A 26719-nucleotide genomic window follows, 5' to 3' on the forward strand; every position below is an offset into this window, starting at 1 on the left:
TGATTAAGTTCTACTATAAAGGAACAAGTTTTGTTGTAAACCTTTTTTTAATAAAAATTCTAATTTAATCCATATTTCTGTTTTATCAAAAGGAGAAATTGTCTTCTTTGTCAAATACATAAATTTGAAAGAAAGGAGAATTTTGAATGAAATATCGTCATAAAATTTTATTTAACCAATTAGAAAGTTATAGAAGTGAGTTATTGGAAGTATTAAAGGATGTTACAGAAGAAAAAGCAGAAATGATTCCAACAGGATTTCGTAATAATATTCGATGGAATATGGGGCATATATATTTGGATCAATATTTATGGATTGAAGCTTTGACGAAAGAAAAAGAAAATGTACCAAAAACATTTCATGATTGGTTTGGATTTGGCACTTCTCCATCGGATTTTACCGATGAAACTCCTAACTTTGAAAAACTAAAAGAATTATTAAAAAACCAACCAAAGCTTATTAAAGAACGATATGGAGAACGATTGGAAGAAGAATTTCCACCTACTGAAATGGGAATGAATACAATCGAACAAGTTTTAATTCGTACAATTTTTCATGAAGGCTTACACTTACAAACGATCCTCGATATGAAAAAACTAATAAAATAGTGTACTTAGGCGCACATTCATTATTGAATGGAATTGCGCTCTTATTAAATATGTAGATAATTTTTTTAAATATAAAACTGCATATGTGTTTTGTCTTTTTTATAATAATCCAATCGATCTTGTAAAGAACCGGTGTGAAATTCAAATTTATGACCATCTGGGTCCGTAAAATAAATCGACTTTTTATCCTGTTCATCCCTTGGACGACCTGTTAAGATGTTGACATTTAAGTTTTTAAGTTTACGGTACATTTGATCGTATTCAGCTTCTTCGATTGTAAAAGCGATATGGGTATATGATTTATGAATTTCCGTACGAGGGATTTCCTTTTCCTCATTTAAGGCAAGCCAAATACCATTTAAATCAAAGTAGGCGGTAGTTCTACCTTCTACTAACAACTTTGCATCGAAGATATTTTTATAAAATGCGATGGATTTTTTTAAATTAGAAACAGAAAATAATAAATGATTTAATCCTTTTACTGTCATTTAATACACCTCATTTTTACTTTGTTAAACAATTGAATCAACAAAATGTTTAAATCCTTCTTCTTCTATAAACGGATAATGATTACTTTGATGAAAAACTTTAAATGTCGATGTCTTAACTAATTCAGCTGCTTCAACACCGAATTCATAAGGACATTGGGCATCATAAAAACCTGCATAAATGTATGTTGGTACTTTTATAAAGCTTAATAAAGGCTTTAAATCATAATTGGGGAGTTCTTTATTTGAATAATAATCTAAACGTTTCGATACAGTCTTTCCGCTATTTGGACGGGTAATCATTTCATCATAAGCTGCCTTATTATATGAAGACATCATTGTCCATTCTTTACTAACGGTTTTACGTTCATCAATAGTTGCCTTTGGATCTTTAAGAACTGCAAATATTTCACGTAATCTCTTATTGTTCGGATTTTCTACACAATAAATACTTCCCGGATGCCTCATATAATCAGCTGAAGCACATAACCCACCGACAACGATTCTTTTTAAACTTGCCTGTGATTGTATGGCATTTTTTAAACCTAACATTCCTCCTGTTGAATGACCAGCAAAACTCCAAACTTGATAACCTAATGATTCCCTAATCGCCTCCAAATCCTTTACGGAAGCATCCATACTATATTTATCGTTTCCTTTACCCTCTGTTGAGTTTCCACAACCAGTTAGATTAATTAAATAAACCGAATATTTATGACTAAAACTCGCAAATAAATTTCCATTTTGGTTAAATTCACTATACAAATGGGTAACACAAAGAGGTTCCCCTTCCCCTTTTTTAAACAACTCAAATTGACCTCTACTTGTTTCAATTACATGCTTTTCCCACATAGTCATTTACCCTCCTAACTAAATAGATTTGAATTGTATTTTAAATTTCCTAAGAAATCCCTTTGCCACCTTTTGTTATAAACGTCCCCATTTTCTCCGCTCCTGTAATAATTGCTTTTGCCCTGTTTATTAAAGTTTGTGTTGTTTCTAATACAAGGGAATTTTGATGGGCTTTTTCATTGCTCCACACTTCATAAACATAAACAGCGTTCAGTTCTTTTTCTACAATATTCACAAGATATATCTCACAATCTTCTAATTGCACCATTGACTTTGCCGCCTCTAACAATATTTCTACTAAATTTTCCCGTTTTCCCTCTTGAACTGTAAACTTAACGAATAAACTAAATTTCTCCATATTATTCCCCTCCAAAATAAGTTTTCCAATACTATTTCTCCATCACCACACCATTTTCCTATATTCCGATTATAATTCCTCAAATAAAAAACACCCCACCTATTACAAGGTGAAGTGTTTAGAATCATCAAACAGTTATGTTTGAAGTTTGTTTAATTTCAATGTAGCGTAATTGAACTCCATCAATTTCATGAATAGAGAAAGTATAGCCTTCATGCTCTATACTGTGATCACGTTTTAAATCCATATCTTGTGAATAGTACCAACCACCAAGGGTATCGACATCTGGATTATCCATTTCAATTTGTAAAAGTTTTGCTACATCTTCTAATAACATTTTAGAGTAGACAATGTAGTGACCTTCTTTTAGCTTTCGGATTTCAGGAATTTCATCGTCGTCAAACTCATCTCGAATTTCACCAACTAATTCTTCTAAAATGTCTTCAACCGTAACTAGACCTGACGTACCACCATATTCATCTAAAAGAATGGCGATATGTGTCCGTTGCTTTTGCATCTTCGTTAATAATTCTTGAATCGGTATCGTGTCAATTGTATTAATAACTGGGTTAATAAATTGCTCTAAAGCGAAATTTTCAGCCGTAATTCGATTGCTCATTCCTTGAGTTAAGAAATCCTTTATATTAATAAAACCAATGATGTTATCCCGGTCCTCTTCGTAAACTGGATATCGTGTATAGCGCTCCTCTTGAATCGTTTTTAATACTTCTTCAAAGGTAGTATTTTTCTCAAAGGCGATAATATCTGTTCGAGGAACCATAATTTCACGGGCAATGCGATCATCAAACTCAAATACATTATTCACGTATTTTAATTCAGTTTGATTAATTTCCCCGTTTTTATAACTCTCGGTCATTAATAATCGTAACTCTTCTTCTGTATGGGAAAGTTCATGCTCAGAAGCAGGTTTCATACCGAAAATGCCGACTAAAATACGCGCTGAACCATTTAAGAACCAAATGAATGGATATAAAATTTTATAGAAAATCATAATTGGTCTTGCAAATAAAAGGGTAATATTTTCTGCCTTTTGAATCGCTGCTGTTTTTGGTGCCAATTCCCCTACTACAACGTGTAAGAATGTTGCAATAATAAAAGCTGCCCCGATAGTGAAGAAATGAATATATTGTTCACCAATTCCGATTGATTCGAACATCGGATGTAAAATAAATTCAAAGGTTGATTCCCCAACCATACCAATACCAAGGGCTGTAACGGTAATACCTAATTGACAGGCGGATAAATATTCGTCTAAGTGGGTCGTTACATGCTTGGCAGATAGAGCACCTTTTTTTCCTTCAGCAACCAATTGGTCAATTCTCGATTGCCTCACCTTTACAATGGCAAATTCCGTTGCCACGAAAAATGCGGTTAAAGCTATTAATATAGCAAAAATGGTTAAATTTAATGCGGTCAAAAATCGTCTTACTTAAAAAAGTAAGACTTCACCTCCTAGGTTATTAGTCTTAATAAAGATTGAATTAATGTAACACTTTCTGGTAACACTTTATTTTTTATTGTTTCTTTTGTTGATTGTTCTTGATGATTCATACTTTCAATCAATGTTGACACTTCAGATTGTAATGTTTGCATATGCAAACAAATTTCTTGTATGTTTTCTTTAGGATTACATTCATCGTCCAATGATTTTTTAATATCTTGTAAGCACATTCCTTGTGCTTTCATAGCTTCTATTTCATGAATTCGTTCGATTGCTTCAGAAGTATAGAAACGATAATTCGAAGTAGAACGTTCTGCTTTTAGCAAACCAAGATTTGTATAGTAATCAATCGTACGTTTTGTAATCCCAGTCATTTTAGCTAACTCTCCGATTTTTAATTTCTCGTTCCCAATTTATTCCCCTCCAACCATCACGTTATGGTTTATATTATACACTCTTCTTAATGAATATTCTATTAATCAGATACCATGTCATAAACATTTCATAATCCAAAAATTATATTATTTCATTGTGAAACTTTTTTGAGGGTAGTTCGTATAGGAACACATTATGTAGATGGTGGGGGCAATTAAAATTGATTTAAACGTCCTTTACAATGAAATGGTTACTTTCATTTGGTAAGATTTTAATTTCCGTTTTTAAAATTTCAGGATAAAGTTCCATTGAAGGAAGTTCTTCAATAGGTGTCCATTGATAAATTAGCCGCTCTCCTTCCTTTCCATAAAAACCAGTACTGTTAAAAACTTCTGGAACATTTAATATGTAATAGTAAAATCCAATTTCATGATACTTATTCCTATTGTATTCGAAAAAATTTTCAACAGACCAAATTAGTTTCCCTACATTTGCCTTTAACCCTAATTCTTCTTCAAACTCTCTTTGAATAGCAGTTTGGGAATCTTCTCCAACTTTCACTCTTCCTCCAGGTAACGACCAATGAAAATCTTTTGCCTCTCTATGTAATAAGACATGTTTTTTGTATAGCCAAACTCCAGCTACACGATAATTAAAGATTATATTTTCAGTTTTAAAAACGGCGTCCATTTCCATCCACCTCCTAATCATTATTTCCACGATAGGTAGTTCATTTCCTTCATATAGGTGATTTAAAAATTAAAAAAACTTACGACATTTTCTATCGTAAGTAAATAAGCGGTTTATTGGAGTTGGGAAAGATTTAATTGATATAGTTTATCGTCGTTTTCAAGGGCATCTCCTCGACCGTCCGTATTATTACTAATAAAGTACAATTGATCGCCATCAATGAAAACATCTCGTATTCTTCCTATATCTGTTACAACATTTCTATGGGAACCTGTTGATAAGTTAAATTCAATAACAGCTTGCCCCCTTAATGCCGCAACATATAATTTCCCGTCTATATAATCCATTCCAGATGGAGCCCAAGTTGTATCGGATCCAGACGTGAATAGTGGAGTTATTAACCCCTGTTGCTGCTGTGTTCCTTCGATTGTTGGCCATCCATAATTTTGTCCTGCCTCAATTAAATTAATTTCATCATTTGCATTGTTCCCGTGTTCACTTGCATACATTTCTCCATCAGCCGACCAAGTAATACCTTGTGGGTTTCGATGACCATAACTATAAACATAAGAATTCGGAAACGGGTTGTCAGCAGGTATCGAACCATCTAAATTCATCCTTAAAATTTTCCCACCTAATGAGTTTACATCTTGGGCAATGGATGATTGAGCAGCATCCCCTGCTGTTGCAAAAAGTTTTCCATCAGGACCAATCTCCAATCTACCACCATGATGATAAGCTCCGCTTGGTATTTTGTCTAAGAGTAAATGTTCTTCCTGCCAAGTATCTCCTTGTTGACGCACCGTAACAATTCGATTAAATTGCCCCGATTGATCTTCATACGTATAGTAAACATATGCTAAGTTAGATTGTTGAAAATCGGGTGCAAGAACAAAACCTAATAAGCCTGCTTCCGATGCTGTAGCTAAGTCCTTCTTTAATTCTACCTTTTGCCTTTCAACTTCCCCATTTTCAATTTTTACTATACTGCCCGTTCGTTCAGACAAATAAAAAGTATCGTTTATCTTATCAATGGACCAAGGAATATTTAATTGATCTGCTATGACAGTCGCATTGTCATTCAAGACGTTCGTAACTTCAAGAACGGTATTATCTTGTTTTTCCTTCATTTCCGATTCATTAAATATTGAGCAACCAACAAGAACCATCATCATCATGACATAAACAGTTATAATTTTTTTCAATCAGTTACACTCCTATTATGAATAAATTTCCAAATCTACTATAAGTTTTAACAAAAAAATGGATTTTAATAATAGAAAATGTTAAATTATGATAATGTTTTAAGGACAAGTTTGACGGTGACAAACCGATCTACTTTCCAATTGGGATAATGTCGCTAGCAAAACAGCTGATGGTTCATCTACAATTCGATAATGTTTCCAAGTGCCAACCTTTCGTGACGTAACGATATCTGCTTGCTCCAGTTTTTTTAGCTGCTGACTGACGGCAGGTTGGGAAAGTCCTAATACTTCCACTAAATCACAAACACATACTTCGCCTGATTTTAAGCAACTTAAAATGGCAAGCCGATTTTTATCGGCCAATGCTTTTAGTTGCTTTTCTAAAAATGGAATACCCATCATTTCACCTCTGAAATCACTTTGTATAAGAAATTGCTTATGTAAAAAAATAAATCTAATAATACAACGAAATGAAAAGAAAAAGGATATCACTTTAGTGATATTTTACCATTAATTTTTACTGAACTTTATTAAAAAAGAAAAAAGCCTGCTTTGAACATATCGGTTCAAAACAGGCTTGTGATTAATGAACAAAAGATTTAATTTCATCAACTAAACTTTGTAATTCTTCTTGTGTAAAATCATATGTTTCTAAGCAGAAATGACATTGGGTTTCAATTTGGCCTTCTTCTTCGATCATTTCTTCTAATTCTTTAGCTCCTAATCCTACTAATGCACGACTATAGCGTTCCTTTGAACAGTCACATTGAAATTGAACTGGCATTGTGCTTAAAATTTGAACATCACTTTCTTTTCCTAAAACTGCTTCTAAAATTTCTTCTGGTGTTAACCCTTTTTCAATCATTTTAGAGACCGGTTCAATTGTTGTTAAACGCTGTTCTAACGCAGCAATTGTTGACTCTTCACAACCAGGCATTAATTGAATAATAAATCCGCCAGCAGCTAAAATCGTATTATCTGGATTTACGAGAACTCCTAAACCTACGGATGAAGGTACTTGCTCACTTGTTGCATAATAATAAGTAAAATCTTCCGCAATTTCGCCTGAAACGATTGGTACTTGACTGGAGAACATTTCTTTCATACCTAAATCTTTTACAACGGTTAACGTACCCTCTTCACCAACTCCAGCACGCACATCTAATTTTCCTTGTTCGTTTAAATCAAAATGCACTTGCCCATTTGATACAAATCCACGTACATTCCCCTTTGCGTCTGTATCTACAACGATTGCACCAATAGGACCATTCCCTTGCACTTTAACAGAAATTTTATCGTCCCCTTTTAACATAGCCCCCATTATAACACTCGCTGTCATCGTACGGCCTAAGGCAGCGGAAACTACTGGCCATGTATGGTGGCGTCGTTGTGCTTCTCCCACAGTATCTGTTGTACGTGCTGCAAAAGCACGTACTTGACCATTATAAGCAATAGCTCTTACTAAATAATCTTTCATATTAATATAACTCCTTATATATCTTTAATATTTTCTTGAATACGTTGCAACATATCGATTAACGATTTTAGTTCCTTATCGTTAAAATGATGAAACATTTGATTTGTAAAACTTTGTTTATCTTTTTGACAATTGAAAATTTGTTCTCGCCCTTCTTCCGTTAAATGGACAATGGTTTCCCGGTTATCATTTGGATTTTTTCTCCTCGCAACATAACCATCTATCTCCAATTGCTTTAAATGACGTGTAATTGCTGCATGGTCAATATTCACGACTTTTTGTAAAGCCGATTGGGAGATTTCTTCAAATTGAACAAGTTGATATAAAAGTTCAAAACGAGATAAACTAAACTGCGTATTTTTTTCAAATTTTGGGCCTAGTTGATTACTAACGGTTTTGAATAAAAATAACAACTGTTCTTGTTCAGAAACCGAATATCCCATTCGTACACCTCCCTGATTGTCACGCTCATGACAAATAAACATCCATTTTCTTTGACCCATCAATATTTGAGCTGTCAATTATTGAGCCCTCCATAATATATGATGAAAAATTGCAGAATGCAAGCAAAATGAAATGACGATAAATTCAGAATAAAATGTATAATGAAACTATCACTATCGAAAGGAATGATTGAAATGAAAAACACAAATAGAGGGATTGAAAAGTAGCGTGTAATTATGTCTCTTTTCAATCAATAAAATCTAAATTAACTTTGAAATGAGGACAAATATGTATACCGATAATGAATTAACAATAAGACCTATTAAAGAACAAGATTTAACGAAATTATGGGAATTGATTTACAAAGAGGACCAACCTGAATGGAAAAAATGGGATGCTCCTTACTTCCCCCATCATTCAATGAGCTATGAAGAATTTTTACCTAAAGGAAAGTCATGGATTGATCGACATGATTTTTGGGTAATCGAAGTGAACTGTGAAGTAAAGGGGATCATTAGTTACTATTGGGAACATGAGCCTTCTAAATGGCTTGAAATGGGGATTGTTTTTCATGAAGCAGGAACTTGGGGGAAAGGACTTGGTACTCGAGCAATGAAACTATGGATCCATCATCTCTTTCAAACATTGCCCATCGTAAGAGTTGGCTTTACAACATGGTCTGGAAATGAAAGAATGATTCGAGTTGGTGAAAAACTTGGTATGCAATTAGAAGCCCGTATTCGTAAAGTTCGTTTATATAATGGAGTATATTATGACTCCATTCGAATGGGGATGCTTCGAGAAGAATGGGAAAATAGAAGTTAAAATTTATATTTGAAAACTAGTACTTGCGTGACAGTTAACTAGTATGTTGCTTTAAGCATACTACGTAGAGCCGTCACGCTTTATTTATGTCTGAACTCTCAAATTATGGTTTTATTTCGATATTAAAAAATATAATCTAAATAGTCTCCGTGGCCCCTAACTAACTCAACTTCCTGTTGATCATTTATCCAGAAAAAATGAAAAGTGAGTCCCTCTTCTGTTCCCCCACCAGTTGGCTGATAGTCCCACTCATCAGGAGCATCTTCTACTAAAATTTTATAAAAGTATCGGTGATGAATGACCCCATCATCGTTTTCCCAAAAATCTTCAGCTACCATACGATCAACAACAAATTCGGTTAGACCCGTTTCTTCTTTCATTTCTCGAATTACACCTTCAAGGGGTGTTTCATTTGCATTAACTGTTCCTTTTGGTATTTGTATACCCGCTTCCAAATTGATGTGCTGAAATACTAGTACTTGAGGGGCACCTTCTTTCATTCTTATTACATATCCGTATGCCTTTTTAATTTCCATTTTTACTCCTCCAAATTTCCCTTTATAACATTTAGTTTACATAATATAATTATTGAAAATTACAAAATCTATTTCTTTTATTATATAAAACTTTCATTCAGTTTATATATTGTCACTAAAATATGCATGACATTTTTGTAAAATTTTATGAAACCGGAATCAAAATGAACAATATGTGAAATAGTTCACTATCCATTTTCTTTTACTAATTTTCCATGTACAATGGTCTCAAATTGGTATAACAATAATTCAAGAAGTCAATGGATTGTGTTATAACAAGAAAATTTCATAATGGAGGAGATCCTCGAATGTGGGTGTTAACAGTCTTCGAAAACAATTCGTATCGAATGTTTGAATTTGAAAATGAATTGGAAGCAAAACTTGTACTAAAGGAACAACAATCCGCCATTCTTTCCTTTACAAAGTAACTCGATCAATTTTGTGAAAATAAAGTTCCTGATTTTGGATAAAAAATTAAAATTCTAGGAGGCGACCCTAAAATGTGGGTTCTAACAATTTTTGAACAAAACACTTACCGAATCTTTGAATTTGAAACAAAGGAAGAAGCCGTTCAAGTACTTGGAAAAATGAAATCACCAGCTATCCTTTCATATACGAATTTAACTTTAGTTGCATAAATAACACCACGAGTCGAAATCCTTAAGCGAAACATTATCCATTTCATCAATTCAAAGATACAATGTTATTGACAAATATTTTAAATTGTTGCATATTTATTCAAAAAGAAAAATCAGCGTAACGAAGACTAGTATGTGAAACCCTATTGGAAAGAGAGCGATGTTCACCGGCTGCAAAACATCGTACAAAAAGGATCACGGAACCTACTTCGCCAGCTTCTAGAAAACTAGACGCAGACTCTAGCGTTATGAGCACAAAGTGGGATTTGCAATGGCAATCCAAGCTAGGTGGTACCACGGAAAAGTAGCCTTTTTCGCCCTAATTTTCAGGGTGAAAAAGGCTTTTTATTATTGAAAGATACAAAAGGATAAGGAGGTATATCGATGAAGAAAAAAAGAATTGTTGTGAAAATTGGAAGTAGCTCCCTTACAAATGCGAAAGGAGAAATTGACCACGAAAAACTACAAGATCATATCGGAGCACTAGCAATTTTAAAACAGGAAGGTCATGATGTATTACTCGTTTCCTCAGGTGCAGTTGCTGCTGGATTTCGTAAGTTGGGCTACCCTTCTCGACCAGTTACTTTAAAAGGAAAACAAGCAGCGGCTGCTGTTGGTCAAAGTTTACTTATCCAATACTACTCAGAATCATTCCACGATCATCAAATAACAGCAGCGCAAATTTTATTAACACGAACAGATTTCTCAAAGAAAGAACGATATAAAAACGCCTATGCCACCTTTACGGAGTTACTTCAACGAGGCGTCCTTCCCATTATTAATGAAAATGATACAGTATCCATAACAGAACTAACTTTTGGAGATAATGATATGTTATCTGCTCTAGTAAGTGGGCTTGTCCATGCGGATCACCTTATTATCTTAACGGACATCAACGGTTTTTATGATGACAATCCTTTTAAAAATCCAAATGCTAATCGTATTCATCACTTAAATGAAATTACAGATGACATGCTAACTTTAGCAACGGATAGTGGTTCGAAGGTTGGTACTGGCGGGATGCAATCGAAACTAATGGCAGCTCGTACTGCCTTACAAGCAGGTGTTCAAGTTTTTATTGGAACTGGAAAAGGTCCAACAAAGTTACTCGAAATTTTAAATGGGTATGGTGATGGTACTTATATTGGAAAGGATTTGACTGTCCTAGCTAATCAAAAGCAATGGTTATCCATTACAGAGGTATCTGGAAAGTTGTTTATTGATAAAGGGGCAGAAAAAGCTATTCTAATGAACGGCAAAAGTCTTTTACCCGCAGGTGTATATAAAATTGAAGGCGAATTTTGTAAAGGGGATGTTGTCGAAGTATATGGTGAATCGAATTTGTTAGGTCGAGGTGAAGTCCTTTATTCTAGTGAAGAATTGTTACAAGCACTTGGAAAAAGAACGAATGAAATTGATGTAACTTCCACTGAGGTCATTCACCGGGATAAATGGATCAAAGCATAATCGACATAGCTAAATTATTTGTAAGGAGGAGTATTCATGACAAAAGCGATAATTGACAGTGAAGTTCAAGCAAAAGGGAAATTAGCTAAAAAGGCAAGTTATATAATGAATGTTAAAACAACTGCTGAAAAAAATGAAGCATTATTAAAAATCGCCGAACAGCTACTAATTGATAAAGATGTCATCCTATCAGCAAATGAACAAGATTTAGTGGTAGGAAAGCAAAATAATATTCCCGACTCAACATTAGATCGAATTATGTTAAATGAAAGTCGTATCGAACTAATGGCTAAAGCGATTCATGACCTTGTTCAATTACATGACCCAGTTGGTGAACTTCTTGAATCAACAACGAAAGAAAATGGTTTATTAATAGAAAAGCGTCGTGTTCCCCTTGGTGTAATCGGCATGATTTATGAAGCTCGTCCGAATGTAACAATTGATGCAGCCACTCTTAGTTTGAAAACAGGTAATGCCGTTATATTACGAGGAAGCTCTTCTGCTAAACATTCAAATAAAGTACTTGTGGATACAATTCACCGCGCATTACATAACACCACCCTTCCATTAGATGCTGTACAATTAATCGAAGATACGCGTCACGAAACTGCAAAGGAACTATTCCATTTAAAGGAATATTTAGATGTGTTGATTCCGCGTGGAGGTAAAAATTTAATTGATTTAGTTGTGAAAGAAGCAACTGTTCCCGTTTTAGAAACAGGAGCTGGTAATTGTCATGTGTATGTTGATACGACGGCTAATTATACGATGGCATTAAAGATCATTCTAAATGCCAAAATCCAACGCCCTTCTGTTTGTAATGCCGCAGAAAGTTTACTCATTCAACAGGATTGGTTTGAACGAAACGGTAAACAGTTATTACAACATCTACATGAAGCAAATATTCGTATTATTGGTGATTCAAAGGTGTGTGAAGTATTCCCACATGCAACCGTTGCATCAGAAGAGGATTACGCAACGGAGTATTTAAGCTTAACTATAAGTGTCAAAGTAGTTGAAAATTTGTATGAAGCCATTAATCATGTCAATACGTACAGCACAAATCATTCCGAATCCATTATTACGGAAGATCCAATAGCAGCACAAACCTTTTTAACTAGTGTTGACTCAGCTGCTGTTTATCATAATGCTTCTACCCGTTTTACAGATGGATTTGAATTTGGCTATGGCGCTGAAATCGGCATTAGTACTCAAAAACTTCATGCCAGAGGACCAATGGGTTTACCTGCCCTTACTTCAGCTAAATACTTTGTTTATGGAAATGGTCAAGTAAGGGAATAAACATAAAGGTACTTTAAACTACTACGGTTTAAAGTACCTTCTCATTTAAAAATAAGTTAATAATATTAAAAATATCAAAGCAATGAACAAATTTAAACTTAAAAATTTCCAATGAATCGGTTGTTTTGTTCTTCTATAACTTATTAGTTCCTCAATGATAAAAACAGAAATTAGTATTAAAATACCCACTCCGAAATGAATCGTTCCAAAATAATTAATTATTTTATTAATTATATAAACACTTACTAATGTAAGTAGAATATTTACGATAGAAGATTGTTTCTTTTTAGGCTCAATCTTAAATTTCTTTTGTTCCTTTTTATTAATGACAATGGATATTCCTATAATGATAATCACCAATAAAAATTTCCAGATAAATGTCCATCTTGTGAATTGATGTTGACTATGAATTTCATCGGTTAGTGCAGTAATTGTTCTCCACTCTTCATTGGATAAGGCATATTTCATGTTCGCATTTGGATCGTACAAAAAATTAACATGTTCAGAAACTTCCCCTTCAAAAGACTGCTTTAAATAAAGTTCTTCCCCATTCGAAAAAGTAAAATGAATATCTTCAATGACTTCTTCTTCAAAAGTTCCATCCCATGGTATTGCCCGTTCCCTCGCTGACAATAAAATAGGAATAATGTCATCAAAAACTTCACTTGTTGTGATAGATTCCTTGAAAGGATAGAAAATGGACTTTAAGTTTAACTGACGCTGTGGATTTTCATTTTCTAAAATAATCACTTTTTCTATTTTTGTATGTTCATTAACGTTTCCAAAAGGGGGCGCCGTTACACCTTGCTGAATCGAAGTAGAAGCAAAGAATGACGCAAATAATAAAATAGCAATCCCACATGTACTGACAAGTACCAATCGATATATCCAACGATTTCGAATGCTTTCCTTTTTCACTTTTTTCATAATAGCTTGTTTTGAATTATCTTTCGTTGTCCCATCTCGATATGGTCGAACCATTTCCCTTAATTTATCATCAAGATTCATGCTCCTCTCCCCCTTTCAATAGAATTTGTTTTAATGCCTTCATTCCTCGCTCTGTACAATTTTTAACTTTCGCTTCTTTCCATCCAAGGATTTCTGCTGATTCCTTTATTGAAAAGCCTTCTATTTTTCTTAGTACAATGGCTTCTCGATAGTCCAATTTCAATTGATGTAATGCCTCGTATAATCGTTTGGATTCTTCATGATTTTCTAGCCACTTTTCTGGTGTAAATACAGTTTCTCTATTGTCATACTCCTTTCGGAAAGGTAAAAACTGAATGAGACGTTTTCGACGAAAATAGTCATAAGTTAAATTCCGCGCAATTTTCATTAACCAAGTGAAAGTACTAGCCTCTTGACGAAACGAAGTAGAATATTGCATTGCTTTTATAAAGGTTTCTTGCGTTAAATCTTCAGCCGTTTCGGTATGTCCGACTAAAAAATATATGTATTGATAAATACGGTCACTATGTACCTCATATTCCTTTTCGAAATTGAAAGTCAAAATCTCACCTCCACCTATATAGACGATTATGATAGTGAAACGACTCAGTAGGCTACAAAAAAATGATAATTAACATAAAATTGCCATATACATAGTAAGACATATACTTCTTTGTAATGGAGGAATGCTTTGAATAATTTAAAGTATATTACCTTTTTAATATTTCTTTTTCCCTTTTTTCTAATTGGTTGTTCGAATTCGGAATACGAATTGGAGATGCCAACATCCAGTTCAAAACTAACTACTCCTCCAAAAGTTGAAATTGAAATCGATAATGAAATTTATCCAACTTTCCAAGGCTCCTACTGTTGGAATACAGACAAAGTATCCGAATGTGTAGATATGGTCACATCTACTGAAATGATGGATAGTATAAAGGGTATAAAAGTTTCACGAAATGAAAAAATAATGTTACACATCGAACGTAAACCTAGTTCCCAAAACGTTACCGTAACAGATAGCTCGGGACAAACGGAACAGTTGAAACTGGATAAAGACACCTTTTCAGCCCCAATTGTACGAGGTACATATGTCGTAACTTACTATGGTGTTTGGGAAAAAGATGATAGAAACTCAAGTGGTGATAGCTCATACATTTTTAAAATGGAGGTAAAATAAAACGCAAGGCATAAAAGCCTTGCGTTTTTTATCGATCCGTTTCTGTAAATTGAATGTCAACTATTTCTTCTGTTTCATTATTTATCGATATGTCAACAAATACTCCAAATTCACGATTATCTACCGCCCTTAACCAAAGTTTAAATTTCTCTACAGAATGAACCGTTCCGACTTCTTTACCTATATGCAAATAGTCAATTACATCCGCAGAAGGATATTTCTCCATTACTTTTTGCATCGCTATTCTTCCCCATTTGGCATAAGAAGGAACTATTTCTTCTGCGCTCGTCATATTGTCATTTGGAGGTACTGTCAAAATCTTTCCGATTGCAATCGTACTTAGTATTACGAATACCGAAATCGCAATTTTTGTTTTCAACTGCTCCTCGCCTCCTTTTCGTTAGTCTTTTCTAATCGAATGAACATATTCCTATAATTTGTATGTATTAATTAGCAATGTGCACAATAATATCATTTTAATTTTTGGTGCAAAATAAACAGGAAAAATTAATTTGAACGATCCAGACGTTCAAAATTACGGAGGAATATTCATTGAACCAATTTACAACATTAAATCAAAGTTATTTAAACGGCAAATGGGTAGATGGGGATTCAGGAAGCAGTTTTGATATTACGAATCCCTTTGATGATGAAGTGTTAGCTACTGTCCAAATGGCTTCAAAGGAGCAAGTCGACCTTGCCTTTTATGATGCCCATAAAGCTCAAAGAAAATGGGGAAAAAACCGTGAACTACGGCGAAAAGTAATTGAAAAAGCCATTTCGTTTTTTGAAAAAAATAAAGAGGCCATTATTGATTTACTAATCATAGAATCAGGCAGTAGCTTTATTAAAGCAACGGTCGAATATGGGAGTACCGTTTCAGTAATGAAAGAAGCATTAACAACAATTGATAAAGTTTATGAAGTGCGTACAGAGCAATCTGTAGTACCAAATAAAATAAATGAAATCCACCGATTACCTTTAGGTGTCGTATCATCCATCGCTCCCTTCAATTTCCCCCTTTATTTATCTATGCGTACAATTGCTCCTGCCCTTGCATTAGGGAATGCAGTCGTACACAAAGCGGATTTACAAGTGAGTTTGTCTTCCGGCTCATTAATAGCAAAAGCGTTTGAGGAAGGTGGTATTCCTTCAGGAGTCTTTCAAAGTGTACTTACTAAAACTTCAATCATTGGAGATTTAATGGTGGAACACCCTGTCGCTCGTTTAGTAAGTTTTACTGGGTCTACAGAAGTAGGAAGGCATATAGGTACAGTAGCAGGTGGCTTATTTAAACGGGTAGCATTAGAACTTGGCGGTAATGCTCCCTTTGTCGTCTTATCAGATGCTGATTTAGAACAGGCAGTTAAGGCAGCAGTTTTCGGAAAGTTCCTTCACCAAGGACAAATTTGTATGATTACAAATCGTATCATTGTTCACGAAAAACTATATGACGCATTTGTACAAAAATTTGTAGAACGGGTAAAAAGTTTAAAATACGGGGACCCAAGAGACCATGAAGTCATTATCGGACCTATCATAAATAAAAAACAAATCGATTTTTCTTTACAAAATATCGAAAAAGCAAAGGCACAAGGTACAGAAGTTCTTTTAGACGGCCAGTTAATCGGTAATGTGTTAACACCTACTATTTTTGGAAACGTACGAAATGATAGTGAACTTGCTCAAACAGAATTATTTGGTCCCATCGTTCCCATTATTAAAGCTTCTTCCGATGATGAGGCAATTGAATTTGCGAACCATACCATTTATGGGTTAAGTTCTGCCATTTTTGCAGGAGATTTGGATCGGGCACGAGAATATGCCCTTGATATCGAGTTTGGGATGACCCATTTAAATGACCAAACGGTAAACGATGAACCGAGAGCACCCTTTGGAGGTATGCGTGACAGTGGTGTAGGACGCTTTGGTAATCCGTGGATTGTCGATGAATTCACTGTAACAAAATGGATCTCCGTACAAACAAAACCAAGGGAATATCCGTTTTAAGTAAAAAAAGCCACTATTAGAATGGCTCTCCATTCTTTAGTGGCTGTTCCTATTTACTGAAGATTAACTATTTGAACGTCTTCTTTTTTTACGAAACCTAAACGGTGATTAAAGTAAATTTGATAGTATTTATCCTCTCCAATCACTACTTTATAAGATGTTGGATCATTATAATCTTTCGCATAGTAATAGGAAGATGCAATTGGACCACTTGCAACGTACATATCTCCTGCTGGTAATTGATAAAGTGGTGTTGTAACTCCTCTTGAACCTTCTCCAATCCCTGTCCCTTCGTATGCTGCAGCTTCTGGATATGCTGCTCCATATACTGGGATACTTTCTTTACCTTCTTTAGGCGTTATTAAAATTCCATTACCCGGTATCGAATTTTTTTCATGGGGATTATAAAACCATGCGACTTGTCCTCCATAGTAAATCGCAGTCCAATCATTTTGTTGAGCTAACTTATAATAAGTTTGACCAATTGCCGCTTTATTTCCCCAATCATTAATCCGATTCGTTCCCCCATTACTTAAAAGAGGATCTTTTACAAGGGGGGATTCAAAACTAGGCTGCGTATAAAGGGGGATCAAACTAGAAGATTTCGGTTCAAGAATAGTAGAGCCGTAAGTAAAAATAGGCTTATTCGTATGATAATTAGGTCGAATCGTTATCATATTGCTGTTGTGATCACCATCTGAAGGATTAATTGGTTCTCCTAACAGATTAAAGAAATGGGACCAATCCCAATAAGCTCCTGGATCCCAGTGCATCGCCGCTTGTCTTGCCGGTGTCAATCCTGGCACATCATCATGACCAATAATATGTTGTCTATCAAGGGGGATATTATATGTCTCTGCTAAATATTTTACTAATTTAGCAGATGATCGGTACATTTGTTCACTATACCAATCCGCGCCTTCAACAGCAAAACCTTCATGCTCAAACCCAATGGAATGGGCATTAAAATACCAGTTTCCTGCATGCCAAGCCACATCTTTCGGTCGAACCATTTGGGTAATCGTTCCATCATCCGAATCAAGTACGTAGTGGGCACTTACATATGATTGGGCTTGGAAATGATTAATTGCCGATTCACTGCTACCTTCGATATCATGAATAATAATGTAACGAATATCTAACCCATCGTCAGGTCTTTTGATCCACTAAATAACATAACGGCACCATACCAATCACCAATCTCAACTGGTATTTTCCCTACTGTTTCTGTTGCATATTGTGCCAAAAGAGCAGCTCCGCCCCTTATATTTTGTTCGGTATTCGTTTTTAATTTTTTTTCATCAATACCAAGCAACTGTGCTGCCATACCTAAAGAGTCCTTTGAGAGATCGGCTGTAGATTGTAAATTTGCCTCATTTTTTCCTTTTGCATCATTGTTCAAATCCAAATCGATTAAATTCATAACACCGTAGCCGCCGACTTCACTATGACCATCATGTTCATTCCAACGGGATTGATGATAGGATACTGCCATTAAAATTTCTAATGGAACATCAAATTCTTCTGCAGCTTTTTTAAAAGCTTGTTGAAGTTCTTCTGAATTAGATGCAGCTCTAATTCGCTCATTGTTCGATTGAAAAATAACAAAAGAACCCACTATTAATGCTACCATTGAAATAAAACCGATCACGCTTTTTAAAATTTTACTAGTGAAAAAGCGCACTTTCTATCCCCTCCTCTTATTTTCATTAAGGTAAAATGAAAATAGTATTCTGTAAAAGATAGAGATAGACCTTCCTCTTTTATAAAAACAGCGCTATATACCTGTACTTTCAACATAATCTTTAATAATACCGAATACAAAATTACAAATTATGAAATAAGTCCTTATAAAAGAACAAAAAAACCGTCTCGCGACTCCGAGACGGTTTATGTAACTTTATATGTTCACTCCTACTTTATAAAAGTAGTCGTTCCTTATAAAGTTTCCTTCTATCAAGTTGCCCTCTGGCTTCTTTGATAAAAGTCGGCTATTTATTGTGCATCTCTGTACAACATTAATAAATAGACCTATATGCTAAATCCTTAAATTAGGATTGCATGAAAAAATGATTTAAACATGCTTTTGCCTTTTCAAGTTGCAATCGAACTTGGTCAAAGCCAGTACCTCCAAGGGAGTTACGACGACTTACTGCCGCGTGTGGCTTCAGTACGATATAAACATCTTCTTCAATTAAATCGCTTTCTAATTTCATCTCTTCCAAAGGTAAATCTAATAAAAATATTCCCTTTTGAATACATGTAAAGACAAGTTTTCCTGTAACTTCATGAGCTTCACGGAATGGCATGCCCTTCGTAGCCAAGTAGTCTGCCAATTCAGTTGCATTGGAGAAATCACTATGCACTGCCGCATTAAGCCTTTCTGTATTTACAGTCATTGTGCGAACCATACCTTCGAAAATTTTCAATGCACCAAGGATTGTATGAACTGTGTCAAACATTCCTTCCTTATCTTCTTGCATATCTTTGTTATAAGTTAATGGTGTGCCCTTCAACACCGTTAATAGTCCGATTAGGTTACCATATACACGACCTGTCTTGCCTCGTATAAGTTCTGCCATATCAGGATTTTTCTTCTGAGGCATGATGGATGAACCTGTTGAAAAGGCATCATCTAATTCAATAAATTTAAATTCATCAGTTGACCATATAATAATCTCCTCAGCAAAACGAGATAAGTGGGTCATTAATAAGGAGGCATTTGCTAAAAACTCTACTATAAAATCTCGATCGCTAACCGCATCCATAGAATTGGCATAGACATTACTAAAGCCTAATAATTGAGCGGATTTTTCACGGTCAATTGGGAAAGTAGTTCCTGCCATCGCCCCTGCCCCTAAAGGTAGTATGTCGATTCGTTTCATCGATTCAGTAAATCGTTCTTTGTCCCGCTCAAGCATCCAAAAATATGCCATTAAGTGATGGGCAAAGCTTATAGGTTGAGCCCGTTGTAAATGAGTATAACCCGGAGCTATTGTTTCCACATGTTCTTCAGCTTTTTCGACGATTGTTTTTTGGAAAATTTCAATAAGCTCCACAACTTCTATTACTCTTTTTTTCAAAAACAAGTGGACATCTGTCGCAACTTGATCATTTCGACTGCGTCCTGTATGCAGTTTACCTCCAACAGGCCCAATTAAGTCCGTTAACATTTTCTCTAAATTTAAATGAATATCTTCGTTTGCAACCGTAAACTCGAGTTCTCCAGCCTCTGCCTTTGATTTTAACTCTGCTAAGCCACCTAGAATTTGCTCTACATCTTTAGAGTCTAAAATTCCCTGATCACCTAACATTGTTACGTGCGCAATACTACCTTCGATATCCTCCATAACTAACTGTTGGTCAAAGCCTATGGAAGCTCCAAATTCGTCAACCCAACTTTCTGCGGACTTTTGGAAACGTCCACCCCATAATTTCGTCATCATTTCACCTACTTTGTAAGAGCCGTTTGACGAACGCTTACGAATTTACAAAATTACTGTTTCAATACAGCTTCTTTTTCTTTATTTACTTCAGCAGCTACTACTGTGGGAAGTCCCCAAAGTTCAATGAATCCAACAGCAGAAGCATGATTAAACTGATCTGCTTTTGAGTATGTCGCAAGTTTTTCACTATAAAGTGAATTTGGAGATTTACGTCCTTCTACAATAGCGTGACCTTTAAATAATTTTACACGGACAGTACCGTTTACAAATTTTTGAGTTTCTTTTAAAAATGCTTCTAAAGCAGGACGGACTGGGTTAAACCATAAACCGTCATAAATGATTTCTGATAGTTTTTTCTCGATGACCGGTTTAAAATGGGCCATTTCTTTTACAAGGGTTATATCTTCTAATTCCTTATGGGCAGTTAGCAACACTTTCGCACCTGGAATTTCATAAACTTCACGGGATTTTATGCCGACAAGTCGATTTTCCACATGGTCAATTCGACCAACACCGTGGGCTCCAGCAATTTTATTTAACGTCTGTATTAAATCAGCTAACTTCATTTCCTTACCATTTAATGCAACCGGTTTTCCTTCTACGAATTCAATTTCAACGTATTCTGGTGTATCCGGTGCGTTTTCAATTGAAACCGTTAAACCATATGCTTCTTCCGGTGGAGCTACCCAAGGGTCTTCCATAACTCCAGCTTCATTAGCACGTCCCCACAGGTTTTGATCTATTGAAAATGGTGAATCAATAGTTGCTGGTACAGGTACCCCATGCTTTTGTGCATATTCAATCTCCTCGTCACGGCTCCATCCCCATTCACGGACAGGAGCTAAAACTTCAAGATTAGGATTTAACGCTTTAATTGAAACTTCAAATCGTACTTGGTCATTTCCTTTCCCTGTACATCCATGAGCAACAGCATCTGCTCCTGTACTATTAGCAATCTCAACCAATTTTTTTGAAATAAGCGGACGGGATAGCGCAGATAATAATGGATATTTTTGTTCATACCATGTATGGGCTTGTAATGAAATAAGGGCGTATTCTTCTGCGAATTCATCCTTAGCATCGACCATATATGATTCAATAGCACCTACTTGAAGTGCTTTGTTTTTTATAAATTCAAGGTCCTTTCCTTCCCCAACATCTATGCAAACGGCGATGACATCCCAACCTTGTTCCTTTAACCAAGGAATTGCCACAGAAGTGTCAAGTCCACCTGAATAAGCTAAAACCACTTTTTTATTTGCCATAAATTAGCGCCTCCGATAGTTCATTTGTGTATTTTTATACATTGAGATAAAAGTTTATACACGAATGGTACCACGGAATAAAAATAAATACAAGTGTATTTTTATAAATTTTTATATTTTTATAGAAATAAAAAGACGCCTAGTCATTCGGCGTCTCATTTTCTATATTTAAGCTTATTTTTTATTAAAAAAACCACTACCCAATCTTTCCACTATTGTGGGAGCTAATGCATAAAGTTTACTCGTTAACGCCATAATACGCGGCAAATTCACTTCCCGAACCGGTCGATTTATCGTTTTCATTACTTCTATCGCTACTTTCTCCGGCTTAAGTAAATACTTTTCAATAGAGTTTCGATAACTATTAGTGGAATCAGCTTTTTGTAAAAAGGGAGTATCAATTGGTCCAGGAAAAATAGCTGTTACTTGTATATTAAATGGGGAAAGTTCCAGTCTTATGCCATTAGCAAGCCCTGTAATAGCATGTTTAGATGCAGCATAAACACTCGCTTTTTTAGTCGCCACTTTTCCTGCCTGTGATCCAATAAAAATAAAGTGCCCAGATTTACGATGAACCATTTGTTTTGCAAGCCTTTTCGTCAAATATATCGGAGCTTTTACATTTACATCAATCATGTCATCGATCTGTTCATCAGATAAATCAAACACGTTGTCAAATATACCTACCCCCGCATTTATAATCGCAATATCGATAGAAGGTAATTGACTACATATTTTTTCAATATCTTGTCGATTCGTCATATCTGCTTGAAATACAGTTGCACCAAGTTCCAATAATGTTTGTAAGGAAGATTCATTCCGACCGGTTGCATAAACTGTAAATCCATTTTTTATACATTTTTCTGTAATAAGTCGGCCAATTCCACTTGTTGCCCCAGTAATAAAAACCGTTTTATTATTCATTAATTTGTATAATTCCTTTCTATCAACTCATACTATCTTTAATGTATATTGAAGGAAAATTTAAAAAGAGTATAGATGCATCATCTATACCCTTTTAAGACTGATCGATTCCAAGTAGTCTATACATTTCGTCTTTCGATAGGAGAAAATCCGCTAACGTATATTTATCTAATACTTCCAGGTAAGCATTAAGCGCTTCTCTTAAAGCGAATTTCAATTGACATGCTGGTGAAATTTTACACATATTATTCTCCTCATCAAAACATTCAACGAGATGGAAGTCTTCTTCTGTATGACGTACTACTTGTCCAATATTAATGTCCTTTGGATCAATATGTAATCGAATACCGCCTCCACGGCCGCGTATCGTTTCGATCAATCCTAATTGTCCTAAATCATAAGTTACTTTCATTAAATGATTCTTCGAAATATGATAATTGTCCGCTATTTCTTGTATTGTTGATAAACGATCCTTCCCTTTTATACCTAGATATAATAAAACTCTTAAAGAATAATCTGTATATAAAGTTAAGCGCACTGTTTATACACCACTCTTTCTCTTTCTGTATTATACCATTATAAATTTATATACAATGAAAATTTTGCCTAAATTAAAGATGTATTCTATATACATCATATGTGTCTAATTTGTTAAACATATATTTGATATATTGCTTTTAAATATGGCGAGGCGTATGATGACGTTGAAAGGACGTGAAGAATATGTTATCACAACAAACAATTGACATTATTAAATCAACCGTTCCAGTATTAGAACAACATGGCGTGACCATTACAAAAACTTTTTACAAAAACCTTTTTGAAAAACATCCTGAATTATTAAATTATTTTAACCATGCAAACCAAGTAAGAGGACGACAACAAACAGCATTGGCAAACACTGTTTATGCAGCGGCTGCCCATATTGATAATTTACAAGCCATTGTCCCTGCCGTTATGCAAATTGCCCACAAACACCGTGGATTAGGAATTCTACCTGAACATTACCCTATCGTTGGTGAAAACTTATTGGCCGCTATTAAAGAAGTATTAGGTGATGCAGCAACTGATGCCATTATTAATGCATGGGCAGAAGCCTATGGTGTAATTGCAGATGTATTTATTTCCGTAGAAGAAGATTTATATAAAGCAGCTGAAAAAGATGGAGGTTGGCGTTTATTTAAAACCTTCATAGTAGCAAAAAAAGTGCCAGAAAACGACATTGTTACTTCATTTTATCTAGAACCTGTTGATGGTGAACAACTGCCTGAGTTTCAACCAGGTCAATATATTACAGTTCGTGTAAAAGTTCCTGGTGATGAATATACATCAAATCGTCATTATACCCTTTCACAGCCTTCTAACAATAATGAATTCCGTATTTCTGTGAAAGTAGAAGATGAATGTGATCCAAAAGGTGTTGTTTCGAATTATCTGCATAAGCAAGTGAACGTAGGCGATACAATTGAAGTAAGTGCTCCTGCTGGCTTATTTACTTTAGAAGAAAGCGGCAACCCAGTGTTATTTGTGAGTGGTGGTATTGGTGTAACACCATTAAATACAATGCTACAAACGATGGAACTCGGACGACAAGTATCCTTTGTACAATGTGCCCGTAACGAACAATCGGTTGCATTTAAAGAAAAAATTGAGAAAAAAGTTGAAGAATTAAATGGTTCTTATCGTGTCCTATATTCAGAAGAAACTGGATACGTTAAAAAAGAAGATTTAGCACCGTTTATTAATAAAGATACAGAAATTTATATTTGTGGTCCTGCACCGTTTATGGAAACAGTTATTTCCATTGCTCGAGACTTAGGAGTTCCTGGGGAACAAATTCATTTTGAATTCTTTGGTCCTGCTATGTCTTTGGAAGCGTTAGCAAACGCAAATTAAAAAAATCCCCCAAATTAGGAGAAAGATTTCCTTTGTTTGGGGGATTTATTTACTTTGTTTTAAGGGAATAAAAATGCACACCATTTACTAATTCCACTTGAACTAATCCATCGCGAACTAAACAATCTAAATAGCCTAATGTTTTTGATAACGTTAATCCCATTTGTTTTTGATAAACCGTTGGATATAAGCGCATCGTTAATTCAATTACGGCTTGTTGGCCATCCATTAATTGTAATAGCTGTTCCATACGCATTTGATCTTTTTCTAAACGAATATCAATTAATTCGTTTACCTTTACAATATCATGGCCATGACCAGAAAATACTTTCTCTACATTTAATTCACGTAATAATTTTAATGATTGTTGCTGTTGAATTAATGATTTTGGTCGAATATTGGATAAATCAATTGGAGGTTCCACTAATGGATTAGGAGTGATTTTTTCTAATAATAAATCTCCGCCTATTACTTCTTTTGTTTTTTCCTCAACAAAAATTAAATGACTTTGAGCATGGCCCGGGGTATAGTAAGCTTTTAAATTCGGATGACCTGGCACCTCATCACCATCATTAATCAATTGGGTTAACGGCCTTGAACCGAATAACTCCATCTCCCCTTTATTACGAACTATGTTATCAATATAACTTTCAGGAACCCCTTGCAATTGTAATTGCTCTCTATAGAAATCACTGCGATAGGATAAAAATTCATCCGTTTTTCTCAACCAATGGTCTACATATTCATGAGCTATAATTTCTGCTTCTGGGAATGCATCAACCCACCCGCAATGATCAGGATGATGATGGGTTAACACGACTTGTTCTACTTCATTCATTTCATACCCTGCTTCATGGATTCCCGATTTTAATGCTTCATATGCTTCTTTCGTCTTTGGTCCGGCATCAAAAAGGGTTAATGCATCGCCCTTCACTAAAAAAGCATTCACATCGCCTTCTGGATATGGTGTTGGAATAACAATCTTATGTATGTTCATGGAAATCCCCCTCTAACCTCATTACAAGCAAAATTATTTTCTCCCTATAATGAATCACTATTCACCCATTTTATCTCTTTTTTTCTTTTTCGTCACGTAAGTAAGTTGACATATTTTAAAAGTGTGCCTATAATTTTCATAATTTAAAATTATCAAATGTGATGATGAAGACAAGTAGATGAATTTATGGTTTAAGAGAGTGCTACATTCGGTGCAAGTAGCATAACCCACTATGTTCATCGAACCTACTTCGGAGCAGTCATGCAAACATGACCGTAGCCTCTGCGATAATGGGGATTCAAGCTGTGTCTAGTCTATAGACAAACTAAGGTGGTACCGCGGAAAAGCATTCAAGCGTTTTCGTCCTTCATAAGGGCGAAAACGTTTTTTTATTTTCGATGAGCTTCACGGTTCACTAGAAGAACAAATTAATGGTTTTCAACTCGTATTTTGAATAATAGCATTATTTTCACATAAATATCATTAAATGGAGGGATACTTATGCAAAAAATACTATTTATCGGTGCAGGTTCGATGTCAGAAGCCCTTATTCACGGTTGGATAACGCAAAACGTTGTAACAAATGATTCTTTGTATATCACCAATCGTTCAAATTATGAACGTTTGGAAGAATTAGAAAAAAAATATGGCGTTCAAATTTTGACAAATACTGAGAAAATTAAAGAAATGGATTTAATTATACTTGCCACTAAACCAAAGGATGTCTATTCGGTTATTGAACAATTCCAACCATTCATTGCTCCAACTACTGCCATTCTTTCAGTATTAGCTGGCATATCTATTCAAACAATCGAAGATGGCTTGGGAAGTCGTCCTATTGCTCGGGTTATGCCAAATACTTCTGCTACAATCGGAATGTCTGCCAGTGGCATTGCCTTTAATAAGGAAGTGTCCGAAGTGCAAAAAACGATATACTTACAATTGTTAGAAGCCGTTGGTATTGTGATTGAAGTAGAAGAAGATAAATTACATGCAGTTACAGCGCTTTCCGGCAGCGGTCCAGCCTACCTTTATTATTTATTAGAGGCATGGGAAAATGTGGGGACTGAGTTTGGATTATCAAAGGAAGTAGTTCGTAAACTCATGGTACAAACTATTGCTGGTTCAGCTGCAATGCTACAATCTGTAAAAGAAGAACCAAACACACTTCGGAAAAAAGTTACTAGTCCAGGGGGGACTACGGAAGCAGGCATTCGCGCCCTCGAAAATTTTCACTTTCATGACGCAATTTTTGCCTGCATAAAAAGCGCAGAAGCCCGCTCTAGAGAATTAGCAAAAGGCGATTAATTCTTCTATTTGATCGTT

Annotated in this window: 30 protein-coding genes and 1 other annotated feature; of the genes, 9 read left to right on the top strand and 21 right to left on the bottom strand. The window is 35.1% G+C overall.

Features of this window, described 5'->3' with window-relative positions; translation table 11 throughout:
* The first annotated feature begins 146 nt into the window (after positions 1-146).
* Entirely contained in the window at positions 147-608 is a 462-nt protein-coding gene (locus tag ACH0B5_RS08610; protein ID WP_406927720.1) for a DinB family protein, read from the top strand.
* Between the two features lie 65 nt (positions 609-673).
* On the opposite strand, the gene fosM is transcribed toward ACH0B5_RS08610, so the two are convergent.
* The 10 genes from fosM to ACH0B5_RS08660 form a co-directional block, all read right to left on the bottom strand.
* Positions 674-1096 carry a FosM family fosfomycin resistance protein gene (fosM, locus tag ACH0B5_RS08615; protein ID WP_406927721.1) on the bottom strand — a complete coding sequence of 141 codons (423 nt, stop codon included), beginning with the start codon at positions 1094-1096 and terminating at the stop codon, positions 674-676.
* Between the two features lie 24 nt (positions 1097-1120).
* Complete coding sequence (locus ACH0B5_RS08620) at positions 1121-1948, bottom strand: alpha/beta fold hydrolase (protein WP_406927722.1); 828 nt, start codon at positions 1946-1948, stop codon at positions 1121-1123.
* A 49-nt stretch (positions 1949-1997) separates the two neighbouring features.
* Positions 1998-2306, bottom strand: coding sequence for a putative quinol monooxygenase (locus ACH0B5_RS08625; protein ID WP_406927723.1), 309 nt, complete (start codon positions 2304-2306; stop codon positions 1998-2000).
* 127 nt (positions 2307-2433) lie between these two features.
* Positions 2434-3744 carry a hemolysin family protein gene (locus ACH0B5_RS08630; RefSeq protein ID WP_122972672.1) on the bottom strand — a complete coding sequence of 437 codons (1311 nt, stop codon included), beginning with the start codon at positions 3742-3744 and terminating at the stop codon, positions 2434-2436.
* Positions 3745-3779: 35 nt separating this feature from the next.
* A complete protein-coding gene (locus ACH0B5_RS08635; RefSeq protein ID WP_406927734.1) occupies positions 3780-4181 on the bottom strand; it encodes a MerR family transcriptional regulator in 402 nt (133 codons plus the stop codon).
* Positions 4182-4368: 187 nt separating this feature from the next.
* A complete protein-coding gene (locus ACH0B5_RS08640) occupies positions 4369-4833 on the bottom strand; it encodes an NUDIX hydrolase (RefSeq protein ID WP_122972674.1) in 465 nt (154 codons plus the stop codon).
* Positions 4834-4946: 113 nt separating this feature from the next.
* Positions 4947-6038, bottom strand: a complete 1092-nt coding sequence (locus ACH0B5_RS08645; protein WP_406927724.1) for a PQQ-dependent sugar dehydrogenase — start codon at positions 6036-6038, stop codon at positions 4947-4949.
* 99 nt (positions 6039-6137) lie between these two features.
* Positions 6138-6437, bottom strand: coding sequence for an ArsR/SmtB family transcription factor (locus ACH0B5_RS08650; RefSeq protein ID WP_122972675.1), 300 nt, complete (start codon positions 6435-6437; stop codon positions 6138-6140).
* 184 nt (positions 6438-6621) lie between these two features.
* Positions 6622-7515 (bottom strand): Hsp33 family molecular chaperone HslO, encoded by an 894-nt coding sequence (gene hslO / locus ACH0B5_RS08655; RefSeq protein ID WP_122972676.1) that lies wholly within the window; start codon positions 7513-7515, stop codon positions 6622-6624.
* Positions 7516-7529: 14 nt separating this feature from the next.
* On the bottom strand, positions 7530-8036 hold the full coding sequence (locus tag ACH0B5_RS08660; protein ID WP_406927725.1) for a MarR family winged helix-turn-helix transcriptional regulator: 507 nt from the start codon (positions 8034-8036) through the stop codon (positions 7530-7532).
* Positions 8037-8247: 211 nt separating this feature from the next.
* On the opposite strand from ACH0B5_RS08660, the gene ACH0B5_RS08665 reads away from it, so the two are divergent.
* Complete coding sequence (locus ACH0B5_RS08665; protein WP_341362206.1) at positions 8248-8784, top strand: GNAT family N-acetyltransferase; 537 nt, start codon at positions 8248-8250, stop codon at positions 8782-8784.
* A 122-nt stretch (positions 8785-8906) separates the two neighbouring features.
* On the opposite strand, the gene ACH0B5_RS08670 is transcribed toward ACH0B5_RS08665, so the two are convergent.
* Positions 8907-9320 carry an NUDIX hydrolase gene (locus ACH0B5_RS08670; protein WP_122972745.1) on the bottom strand — a complete coding sequence of 138 codons (414 nt, stop codon included), beginning with the start codon at positions 9318-9320 and terminating at the stop codon, positions 8907-8909.
* Positions 9321-9820: 500 nt separating this feature from the next.
* Here ACH0B5_RS08670 and ACH0B5_RS08675 point away from each other — a divergent pair, with 500 nt between their 5' ends.
* The 3 genes from ACH0B5_RS08675 to ACH0B5_RS08685 all read left to right on the top strand — a co-directional run bounded on the left by ACH0B5_RS08675 (position 9821) and on the right by ACH0B5_RS08685 (position 12727).
* Positions 9821-9958: a hypothetical protein gene (locus tag ACH0B5_RS08675; RefSeq protein ID WP_174232695.1), complete on the top strand. Its 138-nt coding sequence runs from the start codon at positions 9821-9823 to the stop codon at positions 9956-9958.
* Between the two features lie 384 nt (positions 9959-10342).
* Positions 10343-11425 (top strand): glutamate 5-kinase, encoded by a 1083-nt coding sequence (gene proB, locus ACH0B5_RS08680; protein WP_122972744.1) that lies wholly within the window; start codon positions 10343-10345, stop codon positions 11423-11425.
* Positions 11426-11461: 36 nt separating this feature from the next.
* On the top strand, positions 11462-12727 hold the full coding sequence (locus ACH0B5_RS08685; RefSeq protein ID WP_406927726.1) for a glutamate-5-semialdehyde dehydrogenase: 1266 nt from the start codon (positions 11462-11464) through the stop codon (positions 12725-12727).
* A 45-nt stretch (positions 12728-12772) separates the two neighbouring features.
* Here the strand turns inward: ACH0B5_RS08685 and ACH0B5_RS08690 are convergent, their stop codons facing one another.
* Both ACH0B5_RS08690 and ACH0B5_RS08695 read right to left on the bottom strand, forming a co-directional pair.
* Positions 12773-13735, bottom strand: a complete 963-nt coding sequence (locus ACH0B5_RS08690) for a hypothetical protein (RefSeq protein WP_406927727.1) — start codon at positions 13733-13735, stop codon at positions 12773-12775.
* Entirely contained in the window at positions 13725-14237 is a 513-nt protein-coding gene (locus tag ACH0B5_RS08695) for an RNA polymerase sigma factor (RefSeq protein WP_341362211.1), read from the bottom strand. The genes ACH0B5_RS08690 and ACH0B5_RS08695 overlap by 11 nt, the downstream gene beginning before the upstream one ends.
* 129 nt (positions 14238-14366) lie before the next feature.
* On the opposite strand from ACH0B5_RS08695, the gene ACH0B5_RS08700 reads away from it, so the two are divergent.
* Positions 14367-14855: a hypothetical protein gene (locus tag ACH0B5_RS08700; RefSeq protein WP_122972741.1), complete on the top strand. Its 489-nt coding sequence runs from the start codon at positions 14367-14369 to the stop codon at positions 14853-14855.
* A 28-nt stretch (positions 14856-14883) separates the two neighbouring features.
* Here ACH0B5_RS08700 and ACH0B5_RS08705 read toward each other — a convergent pair whose 3' ends face one another.
* Positions 14884-15234 (bottom strand): DUF3889 domain-containing protein, encoded by a 351-nt coding sequence (locus ACH0B5_RS08705; RefSeq protein WP_241559348.1) that lies wholly within the window; start codon positions 15232-15234, stop codon positions 14884-14886.
* Positions 15235-15407: 173 nt separating this feature from the next.
* Here ACH0B5_RS08705 and ACH0B5_RS08710 point away from each other — a divergent pair, with 173 nt between their 5' ends.
* Positions 15408-16865 (top strand): aldehyde dehydrogenase family protein, encoded by a 1458-nt coding sequence (locus tag ACH0B5_RS08710; RefSeq protein WP_406927728.1) that lies wholly within the window; start codon positions 15408-15410, stop codon positions 16863-16865.
* A 53-nt stretch (positions 16866-16918) separates the two neighbouring features.
* Here the strand turns inward: ACH0B5_RS08710 and ACH0B5_RS08715 are convergent, their stop codons facing one another.
* The 6 genes from ACH0B5_RS08715 to ACH0B5_RS08740 all read right to left on the bottom strand — a co-directional run bounded on the left by ACH0B5_RS08715 (position 16919) and on the right by ACH0B5_RS08740 (position 23038).
* Positions 16919-18028 carry an N-acetylmuramoyl-L-alanine amidase gene (locus ACH0B5_RS08715; RefSeq protein ID WP_406927735.1) on the bottom strand — a complete coding sequence of 370 codons (1110 nt, stop codon included), beginning with the start codon at positions 18026-18028 and terminating at the stop codon, positions 16919-16921.
* Positions 18004-18549, bottom strand: coding sequence for a lysozyme family protein (locus tag ACH0B5_RS08720; RefSeq protein ID WP_406927729.1), 546 nt, complete (start codon positions 18547-18549; stop codon positions 18004-18006). The genes ACH0B5_RS08715 and ACH0B5_RS08720 overlap by 25 nt, the downstream gene beginning before the upstream one ends.
* 367 nt (positions 18550-18916) lie before the next feature.
* Positions 18917-20308: an argininosuccinate lyase gene (gene argH / locus ACH0B5_RS08725; protein ID WP_341362215.1), complete on the bottom strand. Its 1392-nt coding sequence runs from the start codon at positions 20306-20308 to the stop codon at positions 18917-18919.
* Between the two features lie 53 nt (positions 20309-20361).
* Positions 20362-21576, bottom strand: a complete 1215-nt coding sequence (locus ACH0B5_RS08730; RefSeq protein ID WP_406927730.1) for an argininosuccinate synthase — start codon at positions 21574-21576, stop codon at positions 20362-20364.
* A gap of 174 nt (positions 21577-21750) precedes the next feature.
* Complete coding sequence (locus ACH0B5_RS08735) at positions 21751-22500, bottom strand: SDR family NAD(P)-dependent oxidoreductase (protein ID WP_406927731.1); 750 nt, start codon at positions 22498-22500, stop codon at positions 21751-21753.
* A 94-nt stretch (positions 22501-22594) separates the two neighbouring features.
* Positions 22595-23038: an RrF2 family transcriptional regulator gene (locus ACH0B5_RS08740; protein WP_122972735.1), complete on the bottom strand. Its 444-nt coding sequence runs from the start codon at positions 23036-23038 to the stop codon at positions 22595-22597.
* Positions 23039-23223: 185 nt separating this feature from the next.
* Here ACH0B5_RS08740 and hmpA point away from each other — a divergent pair, with 185 nt between their 5' ends.
* Positions 23224-24396, top strand: coding sequence for an NO-inducible flavohemoprotein (gene hmpA, locus ACH0B5_RS08745; protein ID WP_122972734.1), 1173 nt, complete (start codon positions 23224-23226; stop codon positions 24394-24396).
* A 49-nt stretch (positions 24397-24445) separates the two neighbouring features.
* Here the strand turns inward: hmpA and ACH0B5_RS08750 are convergent, their stop codons facing one another.
* On the bottom strand, positions 24446-25393 hold the full coding sequence (locus tag ACH0B5_RS08750) for an MBL fold metallo-hydrolase (RefSeq protein WP_341362216.1): 948 nt from the start codon (positions 25391-25393) through the stop codon (positions 24446-24448).
* 152 nt (positions 25394-25545) lie between these two features.
* Positions 25546-25764, top strand: a binding site (T-box leader).
* A gap of 130 nt (positions 25765-25894) precedes the next feature.
* Here ACH0B5_RS08750 and proC point away from each other — a divergent pair.
* Positions 25895-26701 carry a pyrroline-5-carboxylate reductase gene (proC, locus tag ACH0B5_RS08755; protein ID WP_122972732.1) on the top strand — a complete coding sequence of 269 codons (807 nt, stop codon included), beginning with the start codon at positions 25895-25897 and terminating at the stop codon, positions 26699-26701.
* The last annotated feature ends 18 nt before the right edge of the window (positions 26702-26719 follow it).

This window comes from Ureibacillus sp. 179-F W5.1 NHS (genome assembly GCF_045369345.1).
Lineage (GTDB): Bacteria > Bacillota > Bacilli > Bacillales_A > Planococcaceae > Ureibacillus > Ureibacillus halotolerans.

Bases quoted from the DNA above. Each gene is read 5' to 3' on its own strand.
- ACH0B5_RS08610 (WP_406927720.1), top strand. From the start codon at position 147: ATGAAATATCGTCATAAAATTTTATTTAACCAATTAGAAAGTTATAGA.
- fosM (WP_406927721.1), bottom strand. From the start codon at position 1,096: ATGACAGTAAAAGGATTAAATCATTTATTATTTTCTGTTTCTAATTTA.
- ACH0B5_RS08620 (WP_406927722.1), bottom strand. From the start codon at position 1,948: ATGTGGGAAAAGCATGTAATTGAAACAAGTAGAGGTCAATTTGAGTTG.
- ACH0B5_RS08625 (WP_406927723.1), bottom strand. From the start codon at position 2,306: ATGGAGAAATTTAGTTTATTCGTTAAGTTTACAGTTCAAGAGGGAAAA.
- ACH0B5_RS08640 (WP_122972674.1), bottom strand. From the start codon at position 4,833: ATGGACGCCGTTTTTAAAACTGAAAATATAATCTTTAATTATCGTGTA.
- ACH0B5_RS08650 (WP_122972675.1), bottom strand. From the start codon at position 6,437: ATGGGTATTCCATTTTTAGAAAAGCAACTAAAAGCATTGGCCGATAAA.
- hslO (WP_122972676.1), bottom strand. From the start codon at position 7,515: ATGAAAGATTATTTAGTAAGAGCTATTGCTTATAATGGTCAAGTACGT.
- ACH0B5_RS08665 (WP_341362206.1), top strand. From the start codon at position 8,248: ATGTATACCGATAATGAATTAACAATAAGACCTATTAAAGAACAAGAT.
- ACH0B5_RS08670 (WP_122972745.1), bottom strand. From the start codon at position 9,320: ATGGAAATTAAAAAGGCATACGGATATGTAATAAGAATGAAAGAAGGT.
- ACH0B5_RS08675 (WP_174232695.1), top strand. From the start codon at position 9,821: ATGTGGGTTCTAACAATTTTTGAACAAAACACTTACCGAATCTTTGAA.
- proB (WP_122972744.1), top strand. From the start codon at position 10,343: ATGAAGAAAAAAAGAATTGTTGTGAAAATTGGAAGTAGCTCCCTTACA.
- ACH0B5_RS08685 (WP_406927726.1), top strand. From the start codon at position 11,462: ATGACAAAAGCGATAATTGACAGTGAAGTTCAAGCAAAAGGGAAATTA.
- ACH0B5_RS08690 (WP_406927727.1), bottom strand. From the start codon at position 13,735: ATGAATCTTGATGATAAATTAAGGGAAATGGTTCGACCATATCGAGAT.
- argH (WP_341362215.1), bottom strand. From the start codon at position 20,308: ATGACGAAATTATGGGGTGGACGTTTCCAAAAGTCCGCAGAAAGTTGG.
- ACH0B5_RS08730 (WP_406927730.1), bottom strand. From the start codon at position 21,576: ATGGCAAATAAAAAAGTGGTTTTAGCTTATTCAGGTGGACTTGACACT.
- ACH0B5_RS08735 (WP_406927731.1), bottom strand. From the start codon at position 22,500: ATGAATAATAAAACGGTTTTTATTACTGGGGCAACAAGTGGAATTGGC.
- hmpA (WP_122972734.1), top strand. From the start codon at position 23,224: ATGTTATCACAACAAACAATTGACATTATTAAATCAACCGTTCCAGTA.
- ACH0B5_RS08750 (WP_341362216.1), bottom strand. From the start codon at position 25,393: ATGAACATACATAAGATTGTTATTCCAACACCATATCCAGAAGGCGAT.
- proC (WP_122972732.1), top strand. From the start codon at position 25,895: ATGCAAAAAATACTATTTATCGGTGCAGGTTCGATGTCAGAAGCCCTT.